Genomic DNA, 24,504 nt, shown 5'->3' with positions numbered 1-24,504 from the left:
GAAGGGGTCCGGGATGGGGGAGAAGTGCGCGGATGGAAATTCAAGAAAGCGGAGCCCCGCCCTCCGTCGTCATCCCCCGGCTTGTCCGGGGGATCCACGTCTCGGCGAAAGCTGAGCCTCAGGCACGAAAACCGACCGAGCGGCGCCGTGGATGCCCCGGACAAGCCGGGGCATGACGAACGTCGTGGCATTGACAATGCGGGAGCCGAGCGCTCCCACCCGGCCTCACATATTGCTCTTGATGGCCTGGATGCGGTCCCAGTCGGCCTTGCGATAGCCGAAGCTCTCGAAGGTGATGTTCTTCATCACGGTGTTGCGGAAGTCGTCCGTGTCCACCTCCACCACTGTCAGGCCCTTCTGCTTGAAGATGTCGAGCAGTTCCTTCTCCCGCTGCGCCACCTCGGCCGTGGCCTTGGCGGCGGCCTCCTGGGTGACCTCGGTGAAGATCTTCTGATCCTCTGGCGAGAGCTTCTTCCAAAGGTTGGCGGAGATGATCGTGTTGAGATGGTCCACGATGTGGCCCGTCAGCACGATGTTCTTCTGGACCTCGTAGAATTTCTTCGCCTCGATGGTGGTGAGCGGATTTTCCTGCGCATCCACCGTGCCGTTCTGGAGGGCGAGATAGACCTCGGCGAAGGCGATCGGGGTGATGTTGGCACCGCAGGCCTTGGGCATGGCAAGATAGGCCGGGGCGTCCGGCACCCGGATCTTGAGGCCCTTCATCTCGGCGCAGGACTTGAACGGCTTGTTCGAGGTGGACTGGCGCACGCCGTAATAGGTGACGGCGACGATGTGGTTGCCGGTCTTGTCCTCGTAGCCCTTGGCGAGATCCTTGAAGACATCGCTCTTGGCATAGGCCAGCAGATGGTTCGCATCCCGGAAGGTATAGGGATAATAGGTGACGCCGATGGGCGGATAGGCCTTTCCGGCGAAGCTCGAGCCGGAGATGATCATGTCCACCGTGCCGAGCGTCAGGCCCTGGTTGATGTCGCTCTCCTTGCCCAGCTGCGAGGAGGGATAGACATCGATCTGGTAGCGGCCATTGGTGCGCTTGGCGATCTCACCCGCAGCCCAGACGGAGGCGGTGTGGAACGGCTCGGACGGCTCGTAGACATGCGCCCACTTGAGCTTGGTCTGGGCGCTGGCCGGCGCGGCGAAGGTAAAGGCAGCCGCGAAGGCGAGCGGCAGGGCGAGCGCGGCCGCTAGGCCACGACGACGGTCGATCATCAAAAATCCTCCCACACGGAATGCGGCGTCTTCGTCCGCTTTTTGCTCAATGAGCGTGGTGGCAGGCCGGCGAGTTAAATCGTTTTGAACCTTGGCCGGATGCCGCCCTTTTCCATGGTACTCAGTCCGGGGCGGTGGGCAAGGGCCATTGTCGACAAGAGACGCAGCCACGCGCGATGCCTGCAGCCGGGGCGGCGTGCGTTCTAGCGAGCGGGCGCAGGCGCGCCCCGCCGGTCGAAGAACTGCGTGACACCCGCCGCGATGGCGTCGGCCATGCGGTCGCGACCGGCCTCGGAGGTGAGCTGCTTGAGGTCGTCCGGGCTCGACATGTAGCCAAGCTCCACCAGCACGGACGGTACGTCGTGGGCGCGGAGCACCCGGAAGCCGGCGGACTTCAGCGGCGTGCCGTGCATGCGGATTGAACTCTTCATGCTGCCGACCAGGCTGCGGGCGAACAAAGCCGAAAAATTGCGCGTCTCCCTGTAGGCGAGATCCACGAGGATGCCGGCCACCTCGTCCGTTTCTTCGGATAGATCGACACCGGCGATGAGGTCCGCCTTGTTCTCCTTGTCCGCCAGATGGGCGGACTCGGTATCGCTTGCCGTCTCGGACAAGGTGTAGACGCTGGCACCCCGCGCCCTGCCATCTCCCCGCGCCAGCGCATCGGCGTGGATGGAGATGAACAGGTCGGCCCGGTTGGCGCGGGCGACGGCCACCCGGTCGGCGAGCGGCACGAAGGTGTCGGTCGTGCGCGTGAGGACCACGCGATAGCCACCCGCCTTCTCCAGCCGGTCACGCAGCGCGAGAGCGGTCTCCAGCACGATGGTCTTCTCGACGAAGGCCGAATAGCCGGACGTGCCGGAATCGATGCCGCCATGTCCAGGATCGATCACGATGACCGGACGGCTATCGCCGGGCGGTGGGAGAGCTACCGGGGCTGCCGGTAGAGCGGTGCGCTGCTCTGCCTCGGTGGCGATGGAGCGGGCAAAGGTATCGGGATCAGCCTTCACCAGATCCACCACGAGCCGGGCCGGCTGATCGTCCACGGCATCGAGCACGAACGCCTTGTCGATGGCGACGGGGCCTGTCGCCTCCAGCACCATCCGCGCCTTGCCCGGCGCGAAGACGCCGAATCGGTAGGCGCTCACCAGCCCGCGCCGCATCTGGCTGCCGTCCGGCTTCAGGGCGAACGTCACGTCGGAAAGGTCGAGAATCACCCGGGGCGGGTTGGCGAGGGTGAAAGCCCGGAAAGCAGGGGCGCGATCGAGATCGACGATGAGCCGCGTGCGCTTGGCATCGCCGGCCAGCCGCACCTCCCGCGCCAGCGCCTGCCCCTCCCCCTCGGCGCGCGCGGCACCATTGAAGAGCGCCACAAAAGTGAACAGGACCAAGAAACAGGCAGCGCCGAGATGGCTCCGCGCCGGGATAAAAGACAGGACGGCGGGGCCGGGCCGGCGTCGGATCATCGCAAATCCACCCTCGCGCCGCCCTCCCCCAGGGCGGGCTTCGAAGCGAGCCACAAGAGAGGGGCAGGCATAAGGCGGCGCGCGTAAACGATGCGTTGACGCAGCGTTATAGCCCCGTGGCGCGCGGTTCGGAACGCATGATCCTTGCCAAGCGGGAAGTCCGGCGGGTAAGAAGGGAACCGTACACAGTTCGCGTTCCGGAACAGGCTCTTCGGCCCCGGTTGCCGCGGCTGCCGCAGGGCGTGTCGAAAATCCGGGCGGGTCGCTGCGCATGCGAGAGCCCGGTTTCAGGCATCCCCTATTGCCGAAGGCGGCATCCTCAGGGGCGTTCCCCCGTCACCGAGGGCCCTTAGGCAAGCGCCGGACGGCGCGGGCGGCATGCCTCGCAACCAGTTTCGCCGATGGTCCGCGAGGGGACGATCTGGGGAATCGGGCGAGTGTGTACCGTGGCCGGAACGAGGCGCCCGCCTCCGCCCCGGCCTGAACCCTTCATCGAGGAGCGGGTAACCGAGGGCATGGAATTTTTCCCGCACGACATGCGCGCTGAGCGCGCTCCCGTGTGCCCCGCCCCCGAGCGTGCGAACGACGCGCTTGGGCGTACCTGCGCCTCCCCTTCTTCCTCACGTCATCACATCCGGCGCCAGAACGGCGTCGCGGCAGCGCCCGAAGGGGTCGAGCCGCGGCCGTCGCGGAGCATTGCTCCCGGCGCCGTGAAGAGAGATTTCCATGGCCAACAAGATGCTCATCGATGCGACCCACCCGGAGGAGACCCGGGTCGTGGTCGTGCGCGGGAACCGGGTCGAAGAGTTCGACTATGAGTCCGCATCCCGCAAGCAGTTGCGGGGCAATATCTATCTCGCCAAGGTGACGCGCGTGGAGCCGTCTCTCCAGGCGGCCTTCATCGAGTACGGCGGCAACCGCCACGGCTTCCTCGCCTTCAGCGAGATCCACCCCGATTATTACCAGATCCCGGTCGCCGACCGCCTCGCCCTGATCGAGGAAGAGGAGCGCGCCGCGCGTCTCGCCGAGGACGAGGCCGACCTCAAGGATCGCCGTCGCGAGCGCAGCCGCGCCAAGCGGTCCCAGCCCGACCAGAGCATCAGCGCCGCTGCCGAGACGGTTGAGGCGGTCGCGTTCGAGGCCGGCGAGGCCGTTGACCCGGCCGAGCCCGCCGGAGATACCGCCACCGCTTCGGTCGCCGAGTTCGGTTCCGAGACGCTGGCCGAGGCCGTGTCGGCTCCGTCCGAGTCCCATGCCGAGCCGATGAGCGCCCTGGTCGCCCCCGCCGAGGCGGTGGAAGCGGCTGCCGCCGTGGCCGAGGCCGCCATCGACGCGCCCCTCGGCACCCCCCTGCCCGCTCCCCAGGAACAGGCGCCGGACGAGGAAGAAGCCGCGCGCCGCCGCGAGGCCGCCGAGGGCGAGAGCGTTTCCGCGCCGATCCTTGAGGGTGGCGCTGTCGTGCGCGACACGGCGCCCGCCGGCGATGACGAGGCCGGTGAGACGGAAGCCGGTGACGACGACGAGGAAGACGACGACGCCGAGCACGACGAGGACGGGCACGACCACCCGGATCGGGACGAGGACGACGAGGAAGCCGAGGAGACCTCGGAAGACAAGGCGCCCGAGGAGGTTTCCGCTCGCGAGACGCGCTATGAGGATGGGCAACGCTCCCGTCGCCATCGCGGCCGCCGGAACGACCGCAAGCGCGACAAGGACGAGGACGACGACGAGGACGACAGCGATGTCGACCAGATCGACGAGGAAGAGGAAATCGAGCACCTCGGCGCCGACGACGACGCCCTCGAGGAGGTGCCGGAGCGCGCGCCGCAGCGCCGCGCCCGCAGCTACAAGATCCAGGAAGTCATCCGCCGCCGTCAGGTGATGCTGGTCCAGGTGGTCAAGGAAGAGCGCGGCAACAAGGGCGCGGCGCTGACCACCTACCTCTCCCTCGCCGGCCGCTATTCCGTGCTGATGCCCAACACCGCGCGTGGCGGCGGTATCTCCCGCAAGATCACCAATGCGGTCGACCGCAAGCGCCTGAAAGAAGTGGTGCAGGACCTGGAGGTGCCGGAAGGGATGGGCATCATCCTGCGCACCGCAGGCGCCAACCGCACCAAGACCGAGATCAAGCGCGACTTCGAATATCTCCTGCGGCTGTGGGAGACGGTGCGGGAGATGACCCTCTCGTCCTCCGCGCCGAGCCTCGTCTATGAGGAAGGTTCGCTCATCAAGCGCGCCATCCGGGACCTCTACAACAAGGACATCGACGACATTCACGTCGCCGGCGAGGAGGGCTTCCGCGAGGCGCGCGACTTCATGCGCATGCTCATGCCGAGCCACACGAAGTCGGTGATGCCCTACCGCGAGCCGCAGCCCATCTTCGCCCGTTACGGCGTGGAGCAGCAGCTCGATGCCATGTTCTCCCCCGTGGTGCAGTTGAAGAGCGGTGGCTACATCGTCATCAACCCCACCGAGGCGCTCGTCTCCATCGACGTGAACTCGGGCCGGGCGACCCGCGAGCACCATATCGAGGACACCGCCCTCAAGACGAACCTCGAGGCATCCGAGGAAATCGCCCGACAGTTGCGCCTGCGCGACCTTGCCGGCCTCATCGTGATCGATTTCATCGACATGGAGGAGAAGCGCAACAACCGGGCGGTGGAGCGCAAGCTCAAGGATTGCCTCAAGAACGACCGTGCCCGCATCCAGATCGGCCGCATCTCGCATTTCGGCCTCCTGGAGATGTCGCGCCAGCGCATCCGCACCGGCGTGCTGGAAAGCTCCATCGAGGTCTGCCCGCACTGCGGCGGCACCGGGCACGTGCGCTCGGCGGCCTCCGTCTCGCTCCAGCTGCTGCGCGCAATGGAGGAGCAGCTGCTGCGCTCGCAGACGCACAATCTCATCGCCCGCACCCGCACCGAGGTGGCGCTCTACGTGCTCAACCAGAAGCGCGCCCATCTGCGCGAGCTGGAAGAGCGCTTCAGCGTGACCCTCTCCGTCGCGGCGGACGAGAGCGTGACCGGCCACCAGCCCTTCATCATCGAGAAGGGCGATCTCGCAGCCCCCGCCCCCGCTGCGCCGCGGCCGAGCTCTGTGGTGCAGCCTGATTCCATCCTCCCCGACGAAGACTTCATCGAGGAGGATGAGGAGGAGATCGTCGAGGAAGCCGAGACCGAGGCCGAGGCCGAGGCCTCCGAAGGCAATGGCGAGCGGTCCGACGATGCCGGCCGCAAGCGCCGCCGCCGCCGCCGCCGGCGGCGGGGTGAGCGCGAGGAAGGTCGCGAAGGCGCCGAGGGTTCCGAGGGCGAGGAGGAGGATGACGCCTCCGCCGATACAGCCGAAGCCCAGGACGGCACCGCCGATGGTCAGCGCGATGAGAACGCCCGCGATGACGACGAGCACGACGACGAGGAGCGCGGCGAGGATGAACGCGCCGATGGCGAACGTGGTGACGACGAGAACGGCGACCGCCGTCGCCGTCGCCGGGGTCGCCGCGGTGGCCGTCGCAATCGCCGCGAGCGGGACGACGAGGCGCCGCTGAGCGCGGACGGCGACGCCGAAGGCTCCGAGGAGAGCGACGAGGATCAGCCCCCCGCGGCGGAAGCTCCCGCAGCAATTGCCGAGCCCACCGACGCCACGCCGGCTTTCGCCGAGGCCCCTTCGGAGCCCAAGGCCGAGGCCGCCGCAGCGCCTGCCGCCGTGGCCGCGCCCGAGCCGATCGCCGAGGCGGAAAGCCCCGAGGCCGCCCGTCGGCGCCGGCGCTCCACCGTGCGCGAAAAGGCTCCGATCATCCTGACGGACGGCGGCGTCGCCGCCCCGGTGGCGGAAACGCCGGCCGAGCCCGCGGCGCCCGCTGCTGTTGCGGAGGCCTCCCCTGCGCCCGAGCCCGAGGCTGCCCCCGCTGCTGCAGAGCCCGTCCCCGCGCCGGAAGCACCCGCCGCGCCGGCCGAATCCAGCGAGCCCCCTGCCAAGCCCCGCTCGGGCTGGTGGCAGCGCAAGCTGTTCGGTGGCTGACGCCATCCGGACGCAAAGCGCTGAACGTCTCCTGATTGTGAAAGGGCCGCCTCGAGCGGCCCTTTTCATTTCGGGTGCCAGCCAGACGCAAGTCCACTGAAAGCTCCCCGTCCGTCGCGAAGAGGCCACGTTTCGCCCGCATAGCGGTGCGCGTGCGAGTCCCCCCGGGATGCCACAGCGAAAGCGGTTCCAGACAGGGCTTAACGTCAAGGCCGATGCAGGGCAGTCGGGAACGGTTGCCTTGAGGCAGCGGGTTCCTCAATCTAGCTGCTTCGCATCCGCGCCAAGGCGGGCTATGGCAAGGATGGGTTTCAGGTCGGATTTGGGCAGGCTGCGCCAAGGCGGCCCGAAGGGCGGTGATATCCGGTATCGACTGCGCCACTCAGGCGCGGGGCGTCGGGCATCCCTCGGGTTGCGGCGGGAGGAAGCTGCGAGATGCGGGTGATTTTGAGGTTCCTGGGTTTCCTGTTCGCGCTCGCGACGCTGGTTCTGCTGGCGGGCGCGGCTGGCGCGACATATCTGGTCTGGAAATATTCCCAGGACCTGCCCGACTACTCCCAGTTGCAGAATTACGAGCCGCCGGTGATGACCCGCGTCCACGCGGCGGACGGCGCGCTGGTGGCGGAGTATGCCAAGCAGCGGCGCCTCTACATCCCCATCCAGTCCGTGCCGCGCTCCGTGATCGAGGCCTTCCTGTCGGCCGAGGACAAGAATTTCTACGAGCACGGCGGCATCGACCCCACGGGCATCTTCCGCGCCGCGCTCAATCTCGCCCAGAACTACGGCAAGAACGTCCGCGCCCAGGGTGCCTCCACCATCACCCAGCAGGTGGCGAAGAACTTCCTGCTCACCAACGAGCGCAGCCTCGACCGCAAGATCAAGGAAGCCCTGCTCGCCCTGCGCATCGAGCGCGCCTATTCAAAGGACCGCATCCTCGAGCTCTATCTCAACGAGATCTATCTCGGCATGGGCGCCTACGGCATCGCCGCGGCGGCACTGGTCTATTTCGACAAGTCGGTGGACGAGCTGAACGTGCAGGAGGCCGCCTATCTCGCCGCTCTGCCGAAGGCGCCGTCCAACTACAACCCCTTCCGCGAGCGCAACCGGGCCACCGATCGCCGCAACTGGGTTATCGACCGCATGGTCGAGAACGGCTTCGTCTCCGCGCAGGAGGGCGAGGCGGCCAAGAAGTCTCCGCTGGACGTCACCCCCCGTGCCACCGGCGCGCAGATCTTCGCCGCCGAATATTACGCGGAGGAAGTGCGCCGGCAGATCTACGAGCGCTACGGCGAGCGCAAGTTGTACGAAGGCGGCCTCTCCGTCCGTACCCCGCTCGACCCCAAGCTGCAGGTGCTGGCCAAGAAGACCCTCACCGACGGGCTGGTGCGCTATGACGAGGAGCGCGGCTGGCGCAAGCCCGTCACCCACATCGATCTCCTGCCCGGCGACGACTGGGGTGTGAAGGTGGGCGAGGTGAAGGAATGGACCGACATTCCCTGGCGCCTCGCGATTGTCCTCGACGTGAGCAAGGACAACGCCCGCATCGGATTGCAACCGCAGCGCACCAAGTCCGGCCAGCGCTCCATCGAGCGTGAGGTGGGCCTGATCCCGGCCGAGGGCGCGAAATGGACCCGCAAGCCGATCAGCCAGGTGCTGAAGCCCGGTGACGTGGTTTATGTGGAGCCGCTCGGCGGCTCCGGAGGCCAGTGGCGCCTGCGCCAGCCGCCCGGCGTCGAGGGCGCCATGGTGGTCATGGAGCCCACCACCGGCCGTGTGCTCGCCCTCTCCGGCGGCTTCTCCTACGACGAAAGCCAGTTCAACCGCGCCACGCAGGCAATGCGGCAGCCCGGCTCCTCGTTCAAGCCCCTCGTCTATTCAGCCGCCCTCGACAACGGCTATACGCCGTCGACCATCGTCATCGACGCGCCGTTCGAGTTGGAGCAGCAGGGTCAGGACACCTGGCGGCCGGAGAACTACTCCAAGAAATATTACGGCCCGCAGACGCTGCGCTTCGGCCTGGAGCAGTCGCGCAACGTCATGACGGTGCGCCTCGCCAACGACGTGGGCATGCCGATCATCGCCGAATATGCCAAGCGCTTCGGCATCTATGACGACATGCCGCCCTACCTCGCCATGGCACTGGGCTCGGGCGAGACCACGCTCATGCGCATGACCGGCGCCTACGCCATGATGGCCAATGGCGGGCGCAAGGTGACCCCATCGCTCATCGACCGCATCCAGGACCGCTACGGCCACACCATCTATCGCCATGACGAGCGCGAATGCCGCGGCTGCGAGGCGACGTCCTGGGAGAACCAGCCCGAGCCGTCTTTGATCGACCGGCGGCCCGTGGTGCTCGACCCGATGACTGCCTATCAGATCACCTCCATGATGGAGGGCGTGGTGCAGCGCGGCACGGGCACGGCGCTCAAGGAACTGGGCAAGCCCATCGCCGGCAAGACCGGCACGACCAATGACGAGAAGGATGCCTGGTTCATCGGCTTCACGCCGGAAATCGTGGTTGGCGTCTATCTCGGCTACGACAAGCCCAGGCCCATGGGCAAGGGCTCGACGGGTGGCCTCGTCGCCGCGCCTATCGTGCGCGATTTCATGAAGGTGGCCATCGCCGATCGCCCGGCCATTCCCTTCCGCGTGCCGGCAGGGATCAAGCTCGTCCGCATCGATCGCAAGAGCGGCCAGCGCACCAGCGCCGGCGACGGCAACGCGATCCTCGAGGGCTTCAAGCCGGGTACAGCGCCGCCGGACGGCTATTCGGTGGCGGGTTATGCGGGCACCGACGGCACCAATCCGGAGCCGGTCACGCCGGTGGCCAGGAGCGGGACGGGCGGCCTCTACTGAGGCCGGTCCCTGCGGGCACCGCCGGCGCATGGCGGGCCCTTCAAAACCTCAGGCTTAAGCTTGGCCGTGCGTCAGTATGCAGCAGGCGCAGAGCCATCATTCAGCCGAGCATCGCAGCGCCAGCACTGATTGCAGAACGGGCGGCGACGCACGATCGAAGCGGACGAGACCGCACGGGCAGGCCCGGTTTTTGACGCAGATTAACCTCATTGTCGTACCGTTCCTGTACAAGCCGCCAGAGATAGGTAAGCTATTAGAGCATGCCACTGGGTAAGCTGAATTTTTCGGGGGTGGTCAGCTAGGTGGCGTCCTCTTGACGCCGGGGGCAAGCCAGCCGGGAGTTTCAGCCATGGACGGGAAAATGGCGGATCGCCCAGCAGCTGCCCGCGCCCTTGGCCGCGAGGCCGTTGTCTTCTTCGACCAGAACAACCTCGTGACCTTCATCAACACGGACGCCGAGCGGCTGTGGGGATTGAGCCAGGCCGAGGCAATCGGTCGCGACGTGGGCGAGCTGATCCCGGGCGCTCATGCTTCGTCGCGGGGAAAGGACGTCGTCCCGGCCATCGAGCTTGCCCTCGATATCGTTCGGGATGATGGCTCAAGGGTCGAGGGCATCGTCTCCGTCACCCGCGCCCAGCACAAGCGGGAGACCTGCTACGTCGCCCTCGTGCGTCCGATGCTGAACGGAGCGGCGCACAACAAGAGCCTCGCGGCGCTCACCGCCGTGGCCGAGAAGACCGATCGTGGCGTGATCGTCGCCGACGCATACGGCAAGGTGATCTACGGTAACCCGGCATTCCATGACATGCTTGATGCAGGGTCGGATGGCGCTGCGGGCCTTACGCTGGCCGAGCTGTTCTGCGGACGGCTCGAGAACGCTGATTTTGCGGAACACGTCCAGGACGCCTTGGACCGCCGCGTCGCCCTTTCGGAGGACGTTCCCCTGAAGGGCAAATCGGGAATGGAGGTCTGGGTGTCGGCCAACGTCACGCCGGTCGTGGACCGCCAATCCGGAGATCTGGAACAGCTTGTCGTCGTCGTCGCCGACATTACCCACACCAGGCTGGTCGAGGACCTTCAGCGTCAGGTGCTCAGCGCGCTTGCCGCCGATGCGCCCATGGCCGACATCATGGATGTCCTGTGCCGACAGGCGCATCTTCTCGCGCCGGAAGTGCTCTGCTCCATCATGGGCATTACCCCGGATGACCGGCTGACCGTGCTGGCCGCGCCCAGCCTTCCGGCTGAATTCGCCGCCGCGTTGGAGGGCATCGCCATAGGTCCGCGCGCCGGCAGCTGCGGCACGGCCGCCTTCCGGGGCACCCCGGTGCTGGTGGAAGATATCGCCAGCAGCCCCCTGTGGGAGGATCACCGCGACCTGCCCATCCCGGCCGGCATCACCGGCTGCTGGTCGGTCCCCGTGAAGCTGCGCGACGGCAAGGTGGCAGCGACATTCGCCTTCTATTTTCCGAAGGGCCGTGGCCCGACGCCGTGGCTGGAAAATGTGGTCTCGTCCTGTTCCGATCTCTGCGCGCTGGCCATGGAACGGTTCGAGGCCAAAAAGCGCATCGAGATGCTGGCGAACGTGGATTCGCTCACCGGCCTCGCCAACCGCCGCCAGTTGCACGCGGTGCTCGAGGAACTGCTGACCGAGGCGCGCGCGTTGGAGCAGCCGGTCGCGGTGCTCTACCTGGACATCGACCACTTCAAGGATGTGAACGAGACACTCGGCCACTCCACCGGCGACCAGCTTCTGGTGGAGGTCGCGCGGCGGCTGAAGGCGCAGCTTCGCACCGGCGATGTGGTGGGACGCACCGGCGGCGACGAATTCCTCATTACGGTCCACGACTGCGCGGCCGAAGAAGCGGCGCGCATCGCCCGCCGGCTGCTGGAATATGTGGCGGCGCCTATCAGCGCCCAGGCCCTGCATCTCACCATGTCCGCCTCGGTCGGCATCGCACTCTATCCCGAGCATGGTGCGGATGCGGAAACCCTGCTGAAGCACGCCGATACGGCCCTGCACGAGGCGAAGCGCAAGGGGCGCGGCAAATTTCATTTCTTCACCGAGGAGCTGAACCGGCGGGTGCTCGACCGGCTGGTGCTCTCGGTGGCGCTGCGCGAGGCGATCGAGAATCGCGCCCTGCGTCTTGTCTACCAGCCGCAGGTGCTGCTCGCCTCCGGCGCGCTTCATGGCGTCGAGGCGCTCGCCCGCTGGACCGATCCGATCCACGGCGATGTCCCCGCCACCCGCTTCATTCCGCTCGCCGAAGAATATGGGCTCATCGAAAGCATCGACGAGTGGGCGGTGGAGGCGTCCTGCCAGCGCATCGCCGCCTGGCGCGAGGAAGGGGTGGAGGTGCCGCACATCTCGGTCAACCTCTCCCCGCTCAGCTTCCGCAGCGGCGATATCGTGGGTTTCATCTCGGGCGCGCTGCGCGAGTACAGCCTCAAGCCGTCGGACCTCAGGGTCGAGATCACCGAGCGGGTGATGATGGACCAGCACCCGAACTCGTTCGCCACCGCGCGGGCCATTGAGGCCCTCGGCGTGCGGATCGCCATGGACGATTTCGGCACCGGCTATTCCAGCCTCAGCGCGCTCTCGCGCCTGCCCATCGCGGAGCTGAAGATCGACCGCTCCTTCATGCTCTCCCTTGAGCAGGACCAGAACGCCCAGGCGTTGGCGACGGCGGTGATCCGCATCGGCCACAGCCTCGGCATGACGGTGGTGGCGGAAGGCGTGGAGACGCGGGCGCAGGCCGACCTGCTGCGATTCCTCGGCTGCCATGCGGCCCAAGGCTTCCTGTTCGCCCGCCCGATCGAAGCCGCGGACATCGGCTCCTGGCTCGCCGCGCGGCGCGCGGGCTGAAGCTTTCCGCCCCTCACACACCCATCCGCCGGCCCGGCGTTTACACCCGCGCGCCCCGCCGCTATTTTCCGCGGCCCTCAGCCGGAGAAAGATGAGCCATGCGCGCGGAACTCGCCGCAAAAGTCGAAGAGATCAAAGCCTCCCTCGACCTGTTGCGGTCCCACCTCGACGTGGATCGCTCGCGCCGTCGTCTCGCGGAGCTGAACGCCATCGTGGAAGACCCCAAGCTCTGGGACGATCCCGAGCGGGCGCAGAAGCTGATGCAGGAGCGCACCAGCCTGGAGGACGGCCTCGGCGCCATCGACCGGGTGGAGCGCGACTTGGCCGACAACATCGAACTGATCGATCTCGGGGAATCGGAAGGCGACGAGGGCGTGATTTCCGAGGCCGCCGGAGCCCTCGACGGTCTGAAGGCAGAACTGGCCCGGCGCGAGCTGGAGGCCCTGCTCTCGGGCGAGGCCGATTCCAACGACACTTATCTCGAAGTCCACGCCGGCGCGGGCGGTACCGACAGCCAGGACTGGGCGGAGATGCTCCTGCGCATGTATCGCCGCTGGTGCGAGCGCCACGGCTTCAAGGTGGAGTTGATGGACGAGAGCCAGGGCGAGCAGGCCGGCCTGAAGTCCGCCACCATCCAGGTGAAGGGCCACAACGCCTACGGCTGGCTGAAGACCGAAGCCGGCGTCCACCGCCTCGTGCGCATTTCCCCGTTCGATTCCAACGCGCGGCGGCAGACCTCCTTCGCCTCGGTGGATGTCTATCCCGTGGTGGACGACCGCATCGTGGTGGACATCAAGGAAGCCGATGTGCGGGTCGATACCATGCGCTCCGGCGGCGCGGGCGGCCAGCACGTGAACAAGACGGAATCGGCGGTGCGCCTCACCCACATTCCCACCGGCATCGCCGTGGTGAGCGAGGGCGACCGCTCCCAGCACAAGAACCGCGCCACGGCCTGGAACATGCTGCGCGCCAAGCTCTACGATCTCGAGCTGAAGAAGCGCGAGGCGGAGGCCATGGCCGAACAGGCGGCCAAGACCGACATCGGCTGGGGCCACCAGATCCGCTCCTACGTGCTCCAGCCCTACCAGTTGGTGAAGGACCTGCGGACCGGGGTCACCTCCGGCACGCCGCAGGAAGTGCTGGACGGCGACCTCGACCCGTTCATGCAGGCAGCCCTCGCCCAGCGCGCATATGGTGGCGGCCCGGAGAGCGTCGACGACGTGGACTGATCGTCTGCGAAGACGTCCCACGGCCGCCTGAGCCCGGCGGCCGTGTCGCAGAGCCGACATTCCGGGCTCCATCCCGGCGGCCTGTTTCTTGCTTCAAGCATCCCGGCCCCTCCGGACCGGAAGCTTTGTTGTAATGACCGAACTCTTCGCCGTCTGCGCCACCTACGAGATCCAGGATGGCGACGCCCGCGGCTTCGTGCTCGCGCGGCTCGACGAGGACGGCAACAAGACGGCGTGGCCGATCTTCATCCTCCGGCGCGGCAACAGCTTTCATGCTTATGAGAACGTCTGCCCGCACGAGGGCAAGCGGCTCGACGCCTATGCGGGCGAGTTCCTGGACCGCGAGGCCAACTTCCTCGCCTGCGGGCGGCATCAGGCGAAGTTCGACCCCGACACCGGCCTCTGCTTCATCGGCCCATGCAAGGGCAAGTCTCTCACCCCCATAGAGATCATCGTCGATGACGGCGACGTCTGCCTCGTCAACGTCCCCCTCGCCGAGGAGGACGGTCTGGACGTGGAGGACCCCAACGAGATGCCCGAGGTATTGATTACCGGCGATTGAGGCGCATCGCCTCCGCTGGACCAGAGGTCGTGTCCGAAAGGGCACGGCAGACCGGGGCCCCGTGCCCGGTCCGACCACGCATGGCCGGCGCACACGGGGTTCTCCGGGGCACGCCCATAGGGGCACGCCCGTCACGACCTCACCCAAGGATCATTTTCATGACCGCTGTTGCTGACACGCCCTTTGCCACGCTGAGCACCGAGGGCCGGCTCCTGAAGCCGACGCTGAACGCCGACACCCACGTGGCCGGCCGCTTCGGCTTTCGCGGCGAGATTTCCTATGACGGCCCGGAAACGGTGCTGAAGGAGGTGTTCTCGGTCAGCGAAGACGGCAAGCCCGCCATCGGCTTCCTCGCCGGCTCCATCACCAGCTACGAGGACCTGCCCAAGCTGGTGGAAAGCCTCGGTGCCGCCCTTGATGGCGAGGGCAAGTATTTCGTCTATATCGCGGACCTGCCGCAGGGCAACCGCCTGCTGATCCGCTTCGGCGACGTGAAGATCTTCGCCATCTTCATCGACGAAACGTCGGTCTACAACGAGCTGATCGACACATTCTACGTGGACAAGGTGAAGCTCAAGAAATTCGACACCGCTGCCAAGCTCGACGCCCTCGCCGACGTGGGGCTGAAGTACGACGAAGTCTCCAACTACAAGGAAGTGTCCTACGCGGACGGTTTGGCCATCAAGAACGCCGCCTGACAGGGCGCTTTGCGGCGACGGAGGGCTGCCCCGCCTCCGTCTGCCCCGCCCCTCTTGGTCTGCCCCTCTTCCCTGCCTCCCACCGCCGCGATCCTCCGCCGCGATGCGCCCTTCCACCGCGGAAGTGAGCCGGATCATCAAGCACACGCGGGAGGTAACATGCTAGATGAGACGCGCTTTACCTCCCGCCTCCGAGGGATGTCTGTGCGCTTGTTTTGTCTTGTGCCCGGGAAGTCCGCCCCATAGCCTTCTTCCGCTTGGGAAATCCGCACGAAATGCCGGCGGATTATTGAGGGGCGTTGGAATGATGAGACGTTTTTCGTCAAGACTGCTGACAGCGGCGGGTCTCGGCTTGGCTCTTGCGGGGTTTACGGGCGGCGCGGCCCACGCCTTCGGAGCGGGCGACTGCACCATGTTCGCCCAATCGAACGTCGCGCGCGTCCAGGAGATCTCCATCAACACCAACAACGCGGATTTCGGCGACTTCCCGCACCTGTTCGGCGCCCCCCTGGGCAAGGCGATCATCTGCTGGGGGGCCGATGGCCGGGTGGGCGTCAGGGGAACGCTGTTCGCCGACGATTTCCGCGAGCCGATCCAGGCGATCCTCAAGGTCCGCTACCAGGCCGCGGATGGAACATGGACACCGTTCGCCCGCGGCGACGTGATCGGGCAAGGCGGGCTCGTCGCCTTCCAGCGGTTCGTTCACACCTCGCCGCGCGGGCGCTTCAACCGCGTGCAGATCCGGCTGGAGACCTTCCAGGATTCGCCGCTGCCCAACGACCAGGCGGTGCGGGTCGCCAATCAGGTGTTCCGGCGCTGATAGCCGTTTCGGGACGGAACGAAAAATGCCCGGGACCAAGGTCCCGGGCAACGATCATGTCCGCGACTGGAAATCTGGCGCGATCGGTCTTTCGTTGAGGTTGCAAGCAGAAGCGTCGGAGTGCGTGCTCCAGCGCTTTTCTTTTCATCCCTGCATCGCGTGCCGCGCGAAATTCCGGGACACCGCCCCGAGCCAAGCTCGGGGCGGTAGTCGTTCAGCTGCAGCCGGTGGTCCCGCCGCAGGTGTCGCACTTCAGGCAGGTGCCGTTGCGCACCATGGTGAAGTTCATGCACTCGGGGCAGGCTTCGCCCTCGTAGCCCTTGGCCTTCGCCTCGGCGCGGGCCTCGGCCTTGCGGGCGGAGGCGGACCAGGGGAGCGACTTCTCCATCAGGCTCTCCACCGCCGCTTCCAGCTCGCCCACCTCGGGGGTGGCTTCGGCCAGCTCGGCGGGGTCCGCCTTGAGCGCGGTTGCGCCCAGGGTCTGGGTGCCGGAGGCGCGCAGCACGGTCACGTTGTCCGTGCCGGACCGCGGCTCGGTGGAGACCGTCTGAGGCACCAGCAGGTTCACCGTCTTGCCGCGCACGAGGCCCTTGGAGACGATGCGGGCCGACGGATTGGTCGGCGCCTTGCCCTCGTCCACGCCCTTTCCGAGGGCATCGAAGCCGGTCTCGGAGAGGTCCACGTGGCCGAGATCGTTGCGGCCGAGATAGCTCACCGCCAGTTCGCGGAACACGTAGTCCAGCATGGAGGTGGCGTACTTGATGGTGTCGTTGCCCTGCACCGGGCCGGCGGGCTCGAAGCGGGTGAAGGTGAAGGCGTCCACATATTCCTCGAGCGGCACGCCGTACTGGAGGCCGAGCGAGATGGCGATGGCGAAGTTGTTGAGCAGCGAGCGGAGCGCCGCGCCTTCCTTGTGCATGTCGATGAAGATCTCGCCGAGGCGGCCGTCATCATATTCGCCGGTGCGCAGGTAAACCTTGTGGCCGCCCACCACCGCCTTCTGGGTGTAGCCCTTGCGGCGGTCGGGCATCTTCTCGCGCTCGCGCACGCGGTGCTCGACGATGCGCTCCACCACCCGCTCGACGATCTTCTCGGTGACCGACGCGGTGCGGGCCGCGTTGGGCTGGGCGAGCACGGCCTCGAGCGCGTCGTCCTCGTCCTCCTCGTCCGCCACCAGCTGGGCGTTGAGCGGCTGGGAGAGCTTGGAGCCGTCGCGATAGAGCGCGTTCGCCTTCAGCGCCAGGCGCCAGGACAGCAGGTAGGCCGCCTTGCAATCCTCGACGCTGGCGTCGTTGGGCATGTTGATGGTCTTGGAGATGGCGCCCGTGATGAAGGGCTGCGCCGCCGCCATCATGCGGATGTGGCTCTCCACCGACAGATAGCGCTTGCCGATGCGGCCGCACGGGGAGGCGCAGTCGAACACCGGCAGGTGCTGCGGCTTGAGGAAAGGCGCGCCTTCCAGCGTCATCGCCCCGCAGACGTGCACATTCGCGGCGTCGATGTCAGCCTTGGAGAAGCCGAGGAAGGCGAGCAGGTCGAACTTCGGGTCGGCGAGCTGGGCGGCCGGCACCTTCAGGGCGCTGGCGAGGAACTCCTCGCCGAACGTCCAGCGGTTGAAGGCGAACTTGATGTCGAACGCCGTCTTCACCGCGGCCTCGGCCTTGGCGATGGCCGCGTCATCGAAGCCCTTGGCGCGCAGCGAGCCATGGTTGATGGCCGGCGCGTTGGCGAGCGAGCCGTGGCCCACCGCATAGGCCTCGATCTCCGCGATCTCGGCTTCCTTGTAGCCGAGGGTCCGCAGCGCCTCGGGCACGGCGCGGTTGATGATCTTGAAGTAGCCGCCGCCAGCCAGCTTCTTGAACTTCACCAGCGCGAAGTCGGGCTCGATGCCGGTGGTGTCGCAATCCATCACCAGGCCGATGGTGCCGGTGGGGGCGATCACCGAGACCTGGGCGTTGCGGTAGCCGTACTTCTCGCCCAGCTCCAGCGCCTTGTCCCAGGCCGCGGTGGCGCGGGCGACGAGGCGGGTGTCCGTGCAGGAGAGGTGATCGAGCGGCACCGGGGCGATGGACAGGCCCTCATAGCCCTCGGCGATGCCATGGGCGGCGCGGCGGTGGTTGCGGATCACCCGCAGCATGGACTGGGCATTGGCCGAATAGGCCGCGAACGTGCCCAGCTCCTTCGCCATCTCGGCGGAGGTGGCGTAGCAGACGCCGGTCATGATGGCGGAGAGCGCACCGCAGATGGCGCGGCCCTGGGCCGAGTCATAGGGAATGCCGCTCGACATGAGCAGGCCGCCGATGTTGGCGTAGCCGAGGCCCAGCGTGCGGTATTCGTAGGACAGCTCGGCGATGCGGCGCGAGGGGAACTGCGCCATCAGCACGGAGATTTCCAGCACCACGGTCCACAGCCGCACCGCGTGCTCGTAGCTGTCCACGTCGAACCGCTTCTCCGCGTCGCGGAACTGCAGCAGGTTCAGCGAGGCGAGATTGCAGGCCGTGTCGTCGAGGAACATGTATTCCGAGCACGGGTTGGAGGCGCGGATCTCGCCGGCCGCCGGGCAGGTGTGCCAGTCGTTCACCGCGGTGTGGAACTGGATGCCGGGGTCGGCGCAGTGCCACGCGGCCGAGCCGATCTTCTCCCACAGGTCGCGGGCCTTGACGGTCTTCGCCACCTTGCCGTCGGTGCGGCGGATGAGGTTCCAGTCCTCGTCGGCCTCGACCGCGCGCAGGAAGTCGTCGGTGACGCGAACGGAATTGTTGGAGTTCTGGCCGGCGACGGTGATGTAGGCCTCGCCGTCCCAATCGGTGTCGTAGATGGCGACGTCGATGTCCTTGTAGCCCTGGCGGGCATACTGGATCACCCGGCGGATGGCGGCATCGGCCACCGACGCCTTGCGGGCGGCCTTGATCTCGCGCTTGAGGGCCGGGTTCTTCTCCGGATCGAAGCAGTCGTCGCCGTTGCCTTCGCAGTTCACGCAGGCCTTGAGCACGGCCTTGAGGTGCTTGGCATTGAGCTTGGAGCCGGTGACGAGGGAGGCGACCTTCTGCTCCTCGATCACCTTCCAGTCCACATAGGCCTCGATGTCCGGGTGGTCGGCATCGACCACCACCATCTTGGCGGCGCGGCGGGTGGTGCCGCCGGACTTGATGGCGCCCGCAGCCCGGTCGCCGATCTTGAGGAAGCTCATGAGACCGGACGACCGGCCGCCGCCGGAGAGCTTCTCGCCCTCGCCGCGCAGCGCGGAGAAGTTGGAGCCGGTGCCTGAGCCGTACTTGAACAGGCGCGCCTCACGCACCCACAGGTCCATGATGCCGCCGTCGCTCACCAGATCGTCGCTGACGGACTGGATGAAGCAGGCATGCGGCTGGGGATGCTCATAGGCCGAGGTGGAGGCCGTCAGCTCGCCGGTCTGGTAGTCCACATAATAGTGGCCCTGCCCCGGCCCATCGATGCCGTAGGCCCAGAACAAGCCGGTGTTGAACCACTGCGGCGAGTTGGGTGCGGCCATCTGCATGGCGAGCATGTAGCAATGCTCGTCGAAGAAGGCCTGCGCATCGGCCTCGCTGTCGAAATAGCCGCCCTTCCAGCCCCAATAGGTCCAGGTGCCGGCGAGACGGTCGAACACCTGCTTGGCCGAGGTCTCGCCGATCAGGCGCTCCTTCTCGGGCAGGCCCGCAAGCGCCTCGTGGTCGGCTACGGAACGCCACAGGAAGGAGGGGACGGAATTCTCCTCCACCTTCTTCAGGCGCGCGGGCACGCCGGCCTTGCGGAAATATTTCTGCGCCAGAATGTCGGAGGCCACCTGCGAGAACTGGGCCGGAACCTCGATGCCCTCCTGGCGGAAGACCACCGAGCCGTCGGGGTTCCTGATCTCGCTCACGGTCTCGCGGAACGGAATGTCCGCGTAAGGGGAACGACCCTCTTGCGTGTAGCGGCGTTCAACGCGCATGACCGGTGCTCCTTCGGCTCGGCCTCGCTTGGGCCGATCAGTCTACAGGACGAATATGGCGGACAGCTTCCCGTCAGGTACGGCGCAGCGCGCCGTCCCTTTGCAAGGACTGCCGACTTCGGGTTCTGGTGAGGTGCCCATGCCGCATAAGCTACGCGAGGCGTGGGTCGTTGATAGGCGTGACGCTAGTGTGAGTCCGCGCCGTCCGTCAACGCACCTCAGAGTGGCCCGAAGTGCCCTCGAACTACGACCAATGGTGCTCCATCGACCCGCAGGGCACAAGATGTTGGGTCTCATATGGTGAGGAAACGCTTAATTTCAATGTAGTGCCGGGGCGTCGCGGCCGGCGCCGGGTCGATCGGGCCGCGCCAGTCCGCATTTTTTCCGGCATGCCCGTCATCCACAGCTTGTCCAAAAATTTGCCATCCCATTGTCACGTTCGAGATCCGCGTGGGCTGCAACCGAGGGGATAGGGCGACACCGGACGTATGCGCCCGCCACATAGCGGGCTTGTCTCAGGGCGATAGAGACCGTCTGGTCATATAGCGCGCAACAATCTATCAACTGGCGGCAACCGTTCGCGCCGTTGGCTCACTGCCCCATCCAGCCGCGACATAAAATTGCCGGACCCCGCAGCCGACGCCAAGCGGCTCCCGGCCCGCGCCCCGGGGCGCAGTTGGAAAGTACCCCATGTCCACGACCTTCGCCGCCGATGCGGCGCCCGCCGTCAATCCCCGCTCGCGCGTCATCCTCGCGAGCCTGGTCGGCACCACCATCGAGTTCTACGACTTCTATGTCTATGCCACGGCGGCGGTGCTGGTGTTCCCGCACCTGTTCTTCCCGGCCGGCAACGACACCACGGCGCTCCTCGCCTCGTTCGCCATCTTCGGCGCGGCCATGGTGGCGCGGCCGCTCGGCGCCATCTTCTTCGGCCACCTCGGCGACAAGAAGGGCCGCAAGATCACGCTGGTGGGCGCGCTGCTCACCATGGGCATCGCCACCTTCCTCATCGGCCTGCTGCCCACCTTCCAGACGGCCGGCTGGTTCGCTCCCCTGCTGCTGGTCATCCTGCGCCTCGCCCAGGGCTTCGCGCTCGGCGGCGAATGGAGCGGCGCGGCGCTGGTCGCCACCGAGAATGCGCCGGCCGGCAAGCGCGCCGTCTACGGCACCTTCCCGCAGCTTGGCGCGCCCATCGGCTTCATCATCGCCAACGGCCTGTTCCTCGCCATCGCGGCGCTGATGCCGTCGGAAGATCCGTCCCGCCCGTCCGACGCCTTCCTCTCCTGGGGCTGGCGCCTGCCCTTCCTGTTCTCGGCGGTGATGGTGATCGTCGGCCTGTGGGTGCGCATCTCGCTGGTGGAGAGCCCAGCCTTCGCCAAGGCGGTCGAGCATGGCCGCATCCAGAAGCTGCCGCTGGCCGCGGCGTTCAAGACGCACTGGCGCGAGCTGATCCTTGGCACCTTCTACATGCTCGCGACCTACGTGCTGTTCTATCTGATGACCACCTTCTCCCTGAGCTACGGCCGCGCCCCGACCACGGCGGCGGTGCCAGGGCTCGGCTATGACTATCGCACCTTCGTTCTGATGATGATCGGCGGCGTGGTGTTCTTCGGCATCTTCACCCTCGTGTCCGGCCCCTGGGCCGACCGCTGGGGCCGCCGCCGCACGCTCATCGGCATCACGGCCGCCATCGTCCTGTTCGGCCTCTTGTGGGTGCCGATCCTCTCCGCCGGGCCAGTGGGTGTGATGGCGTGGCTCGTCATCGGCTTCACGCTGATGGGTCTCACTTTCGGGCCCATGGGCGCGCTGCTGCCGGAGCTGTTCCCCGCCAACGTGCGCTACACGGGCTCGGGCATTTCCTACAACGTCTCGTCCATCCTCGGTGCGGCGGTGGCCCCGTTCATCGCGGTGGCGCTGTGGAGCTATGGCGGCGGCAGCCCGTTCTGGGTGGGCATCTATCTGTCCGTCATGGCGCTGCTCACGCTCGCGGCACTGGTGATCGGCAAGGAAACCCGCGACGTGAACATGGACCACTGACGCGCCCCAACAACAACGCGCCCCTTGCGCCGGACGGGAAAAGGGAGTGAACCTCCCTCGTCCCGTCCGCGTAGGAAGGTGCGTCATGACAGCCGCTCCATCCCTCCTGTGGTTCCGCGACGATCTGCGCCTGGCCGATAACCCGGCGCTGAACGCCCTCGCGGAAACCGGCGCCCCCATCGCCGCGCTCTATGTCCTCGACGAGGATAGCCCCCACATCCGCCCGCTCGGCGGCGCGTCCCGCTGGTGGCTCGCCCAATCGCTAAGGACGCTCAAGGCAGACCTCTCCCATCACGGCATTCCGTTGATCCTGCGACAGGGTCCGGCCACCCGCATCGTTCCGGAGGTGGCCTCTGCGCTGGGCGCGGCCACGGTCGCGTTCAATGATCGGCCGGGCGAGGCCGAGGGCAAGCTGGACCGGGCCATCACCTCCCGGCTCAACGCCGAGGATCGGCGTGTGCTGCGCTTCTGCGCCCACCTGCTCCACCCGCCGGGAACGGTGCTGGGCGGATCGGGGCGCATGCCGCGCACCTTCTCCTCCTTCCACCGCGCGGCCCTGCGCGAGCGCGATCTCTCCCCGCCCCTACCCGCTCCGAAGCATCTCAAGGGCGTGGCCCGTGCGCCGGAGGGCGACACGCTGGAGAGCTTCGCGCTGGAGCCCGAAAAGCCGGACTGGGCCGGCGGGCTCCGTGCCGCATGGAACGTGGGCGAGGCGGCGGCGCGGCAGCGGCTTTCCGCCTTCATCGACGACGGCCTGAAAGGCTACGCCACGGGCCGCGACCGGCCGGACCTCGATCACGTCTCCCGCCTGTCCCCCCATCTCAGGTTCGGCGAGATTTCCCCCCGCCAGCTCCTCTTCGCCGTGCGTCATGCGGTGGATGCGGGCGAGGTGCCGGGGAGCGACGCCGCGAAGTTCGAGGCGGAACTCTACTGGCGCGAATTTTCCTATCACCTCCTCGCCGAGGAGCCGGACATCGCCCAGCGCAACATCCAGCCGAACTTCGATGCCTTCCCGTGGCGCGAGTGCTCCGGCGAACTGAAGGCGTGGCGGCGCGGCCTCACCGGCTATCCGCTGGTGGATGCGGGCATGCGCCAGCTCTGGCAGACGGGCTGGATGCACAACCGGGTGCGGATGGTGGTGGCCTCCTTCCTCGCCAAGCACCTGCTCATTGATTGGCGCGGGGGCGAGGACTGGTTCTGGGACACGCTGGTGGATGCCGACGCGGCCAACAACGCCGCCTCCTGGCAGTGGGTCGCCGGCTCCGGCCTCGATGCCGCGCCCTATTTCCGCATCTTCAATCCGGTGACGCAGGGCGAGAAGTTCGACCCCGAAGGCACCTATGTGCACACCTTCGTGCCGGAGCTGAAGCGCCTGCCGGCCAAGCTCATCCACCAGCCGTGGACCGCCCCCCAGGACACCCTCGCCGCCGCCGGCATCAGGCTCGGCCACACTTACCCCAAGCCCCTCGTGGACCACGCCGCCGCCCGGGACCGCGCCCTGCGCGCCTTCGAACATGTGCGCAAGGCAGCCCCTGCCGAGGCCCACGCGGCGGCGCGCTGAAACCGTTCCCGGCGCAACCGATCGGTTTGCGCCGGGCTTCCAACGCCGCTATTGAGGTCGGAGAAAAGCCGAGGCAGCATAAGGCCGATTAAATTTCACATTGCGATGAAGGTATTCGTTCCATGATCCGTAGCGGCCTTGTGGACACCATTGGAAACACACCTCTTATCCGTCTGAAGCGCGCCTCCGAAGAGACCGGCTGCGAAATCCTCGGCAAGGCGGAGTTCCTCAATCCCGGCCAGTCGGTGAAGGACCGCGCGGCGCTCGGCATCATCCAGGACGCAGTGGCGCGGGGCGAGCTAAAGCCCGGCGGCGTCATCGTCGAGGGCACCGCCGGCAATACCGGCATCGGGCTCGCGCTGGTGGCAGCGCCGCTGGGCTTCCGCACCGTGATCGTGATCCCTGAGACCCAGTCCCAAGAGAAGAAGGACATGCTGCGGCTCGCCGGCGCGACGCTGGTGGAAGTCCCGGCCGTGGCCTATGCCAACCCGAACAATTACGTGAAGGTCTCCGGCCGCCTCGCCGAGGCCCTGGCCAAGACCGAGCCCAACGGTGCCATCTGGGCCAACCAGTTCGACAACGTGGCGAACCGCCAAGCCCATATCGACACCACCGGCCCGGAAATCTGGGAGCAGACCCAGGGCAAGGTGGACGGCTTCATCTGCGCCGTGGGCACCGGCGGCACGCTGGCCGGCATCGGCATGGCGCTGAAGGCCCGCAACAAGGACATCAAGATCGGCCTCGCCGACCCCATGGGCGCGGCGCTCTATTCCTATTACACGACCGGCGAACTGAAGGCGGAGGGCTCCTCCATCACCGAGGGCATCGGGCAGGGGCGCATCACCGCGAACCTCGTGGATGCGCCGGTGGATGCGGCCTTCCAGATCCCGGACGAGGAGGCGCTGCCCATCGTGTTCGACCTCCTGGAGCACGAGGGCCTATGCCTCGGCGGCTCCTCGGGCGTGAACGTCGCCGGCGCCATCCGCCTCGCGAAGGAGCTGGGGCCGGGCCACACCATTGTGACCATCCTGTGCGACTACGGCACGCGCTACCAATCGAAGCTGTTCAATCCGGAATTCCTGCGCTCCAAAAACCTGCCGGTGCCGGCATGGCTGGAGCGCAAGGCCGAGGTGCCGAACGTTCTGGTCTGACCGCTTGACGCGGGGCGCGATCCGGCCGAGGAAACCGCGCCCCGCCCGACAGTGCGCGAGATCGA

The 24,504-nt window shown here is 67.0% G+C and carries 13 protein-coding genes; 10 read left to right on the top strand and 3 right to left on the bottom strand.

The window, feature by feature from the left end:
- Positions 1-225 precede the first annotated feature (225 nt).
- A complete protein-coding gene (locus V5F63_RS10255) occupies positions 226-1,227 on the bottom strand; it encodes a sialic acid TRAP transporter substrate-binding protein SiaP (protein WP_209488935.1) in 1,002 nt (333 codons plus the stop codon).
- Positions 1,228-1,430: 203 nt separating this feature from the next.
- Positions 1,431-2,618 carry an N-acetylmuramoyl-L-alanine amidase gene (locus V5F63_RS10250; RefSeq protein ID WP_245327513.1) on the bottom strand — a complete coding sequence of 396 codons (1,188 nt, stop codon included), beginning with the start codon at positions 2,616-2,618 and terminating at the stop codon, positions 1,431-1,433.
- An 801-nt stretch (positions 2,619-3,419) separates the two neighbouring features.
- Between V5F63_RS10250 and V5F63_RS10245 the strand changes: the two genes are divergently transcribed.
- The 7 genes from V5F63_RS10245 to V5F63_RS10215 all read left to right on the top strand — a co-directional run bounded on the left by V5F63_RS10245 (position 3,420) and on the right by V5F63_RS10215 (position 15,738).
- On the top strand, positions 3,420-6,707 hold the full coding sequence (locus V5F63_RS10245; protein ID WP_394102600.1) for an Rne/Rng family ribonuclease: 3,288 nt from the start codon (positions 3,420-3,422) through the stop codon (positions 6,705-6,707).
- 435 nt (positions 6,708-7,142) lie between these two features.
- Complete coding sequence (locus tag V5F63_RS10240) at positions 7,143-9,566, top strand: penicillin-binding protein 1A (protein WP_209488932.1); 2,424 nt, start codon at positions 7,143-7,145, stop codon at positions 9,564-9,566.
- Positions 9,567-9,915: 349 nt separating this feature from the next.
- The gene (locus V5F63_RS10235; protein ID WP_394102599.1) at positions 9,916-12,429 is read left to right on the top strand and encodes an EAL domain-containing protein; all 2,514 of its coding nucleotides are present in this window, start codon (positions 9,916-9,918) and stop codon (positions 12,427-12,429) included.
- A gap of 98 nt (positions 12,430-12,527) precedes the next feature.
- Positions 12,528-13,658, top strand: a complete 1,131-nt coding sequence (gene prfB, locus V5F63_RS10230) for a peptide chain release factor 2 (protein WP_209488930.1) — start codon at positions 12,528-12,530, stop codon at positions 13,656-13,658.
- Between the two features lie 133 nt (positions 13,659-13,791).
- Positions 13,792-14,220, top strand: coding sequence for a Rieske (2Fe-2S) protein (locus V5F63_RS10225; protein ID WP_394102598.1), 429 nt, complete (start codon positions 13,792-13,794; stop codon positions 14,218-14,220).
- Between the two features lie 158 nt (positions 14,221-14,378).
- Complete coding sequence (locus V5F63_RS10220) at positions 14,379-14,918, top strand: hypothetical protein (protein ID WP_394102597.1); 540 nt, start codon at positions 14,379-14,381, stop codon at positions 14,916-14,918.
- A 412-nt stretch (positions 14,919-15,330) separates the two neighbouring features.
- Positions 15,331-15,738, top strand: coding sequence for a hypothetical protein (locus tag V5F63_RS10215; RefSeq protein WP_394102596.1), 408 nt, complete (start codon positions 15,331-15,333; stop codon positions 15,736-15,738).
- A gap of 214 nt (positions 15,739-15,952) precedes the next feature.
- On the opposite strand, the gene V5F63_RS10210 is transcribed toward V5F63_RS10215, so the two are convergent.
- Positions 15,953-19,690, bottom strand: coding sequence for a vitamin B12-dependent ribonucleotide reductase (locus tag V5F63_RS10210; protein WP_394102595.1), 3,738 nt, complete (start codon positions 19,688-19,690; stop codon positions 15,953-15,955).
- Positions 19,691-20,380: 690 nt separating this feature from the next.
- On the opposite strand from V5F63_RS10210, the gene V5F63_RS10205 reads away from it, so the two are divergent.
- The 3 genes from V5F63_RS10205 to V5F63_RS10195 all read left to right on the top strand — a co-directional run bounded on the left by V5F63_RS10205 (position 20,381) and on the right by V5F63_RS10195 (position 24,439).
- Positions 20,381-21,727, top strand: a complete 1,347-nt coding sequence (locus V5F63_RS10205) for an MFS transporter (protein ID WP_394028496.1) — start codon at positions 20,381-20,383, stop codon at positions 21,725-21,727.
- Between the two features lie 85 nt (positions 21,728-21,812).
- Positions 21,813-23,288 carry a cryptochrome/photolyase family protein gene (locus V5F63_RS10200; RefSeq protein ID WP_394102594.1) on the top strand — a complete coding sequence of 492 codons (1,476 nt, stop codon included), beginning with the start codon at positions 21,813-21,815 and terminating at the stop codon, positions 23,286-23,288.
- A gap of 122 nt (positions 23,289-23,410) precedes the next feature.
- Entirely contained in the window at positions 23,411-24,439 is a 1,029-nt protein-coding gene (locus V5F63_RS10195) for a cysteine synthase A (RefSeq protein WP_394102593.1), read from the top strand.
- Positions 24,440-24,504 lie beyond the last annotated feature (65 nt).

Source organism: Xanthobacter wiegelii (assembly GCF_043193855.2).
In the GTDB taxonomy this organism is placed as follows: Bacteria; Pseudomonadota; Alphaproteobacteria; order Rhizobiales; family Xanthobacteraceae; genus Xanthobacter; species Xanthobacter flavus_A.
The sequence above is the reverse complement of the archived record's forward strand: the minus strand, read 5'-3'. Positions and strand labels throughout refer to the sequence as shown.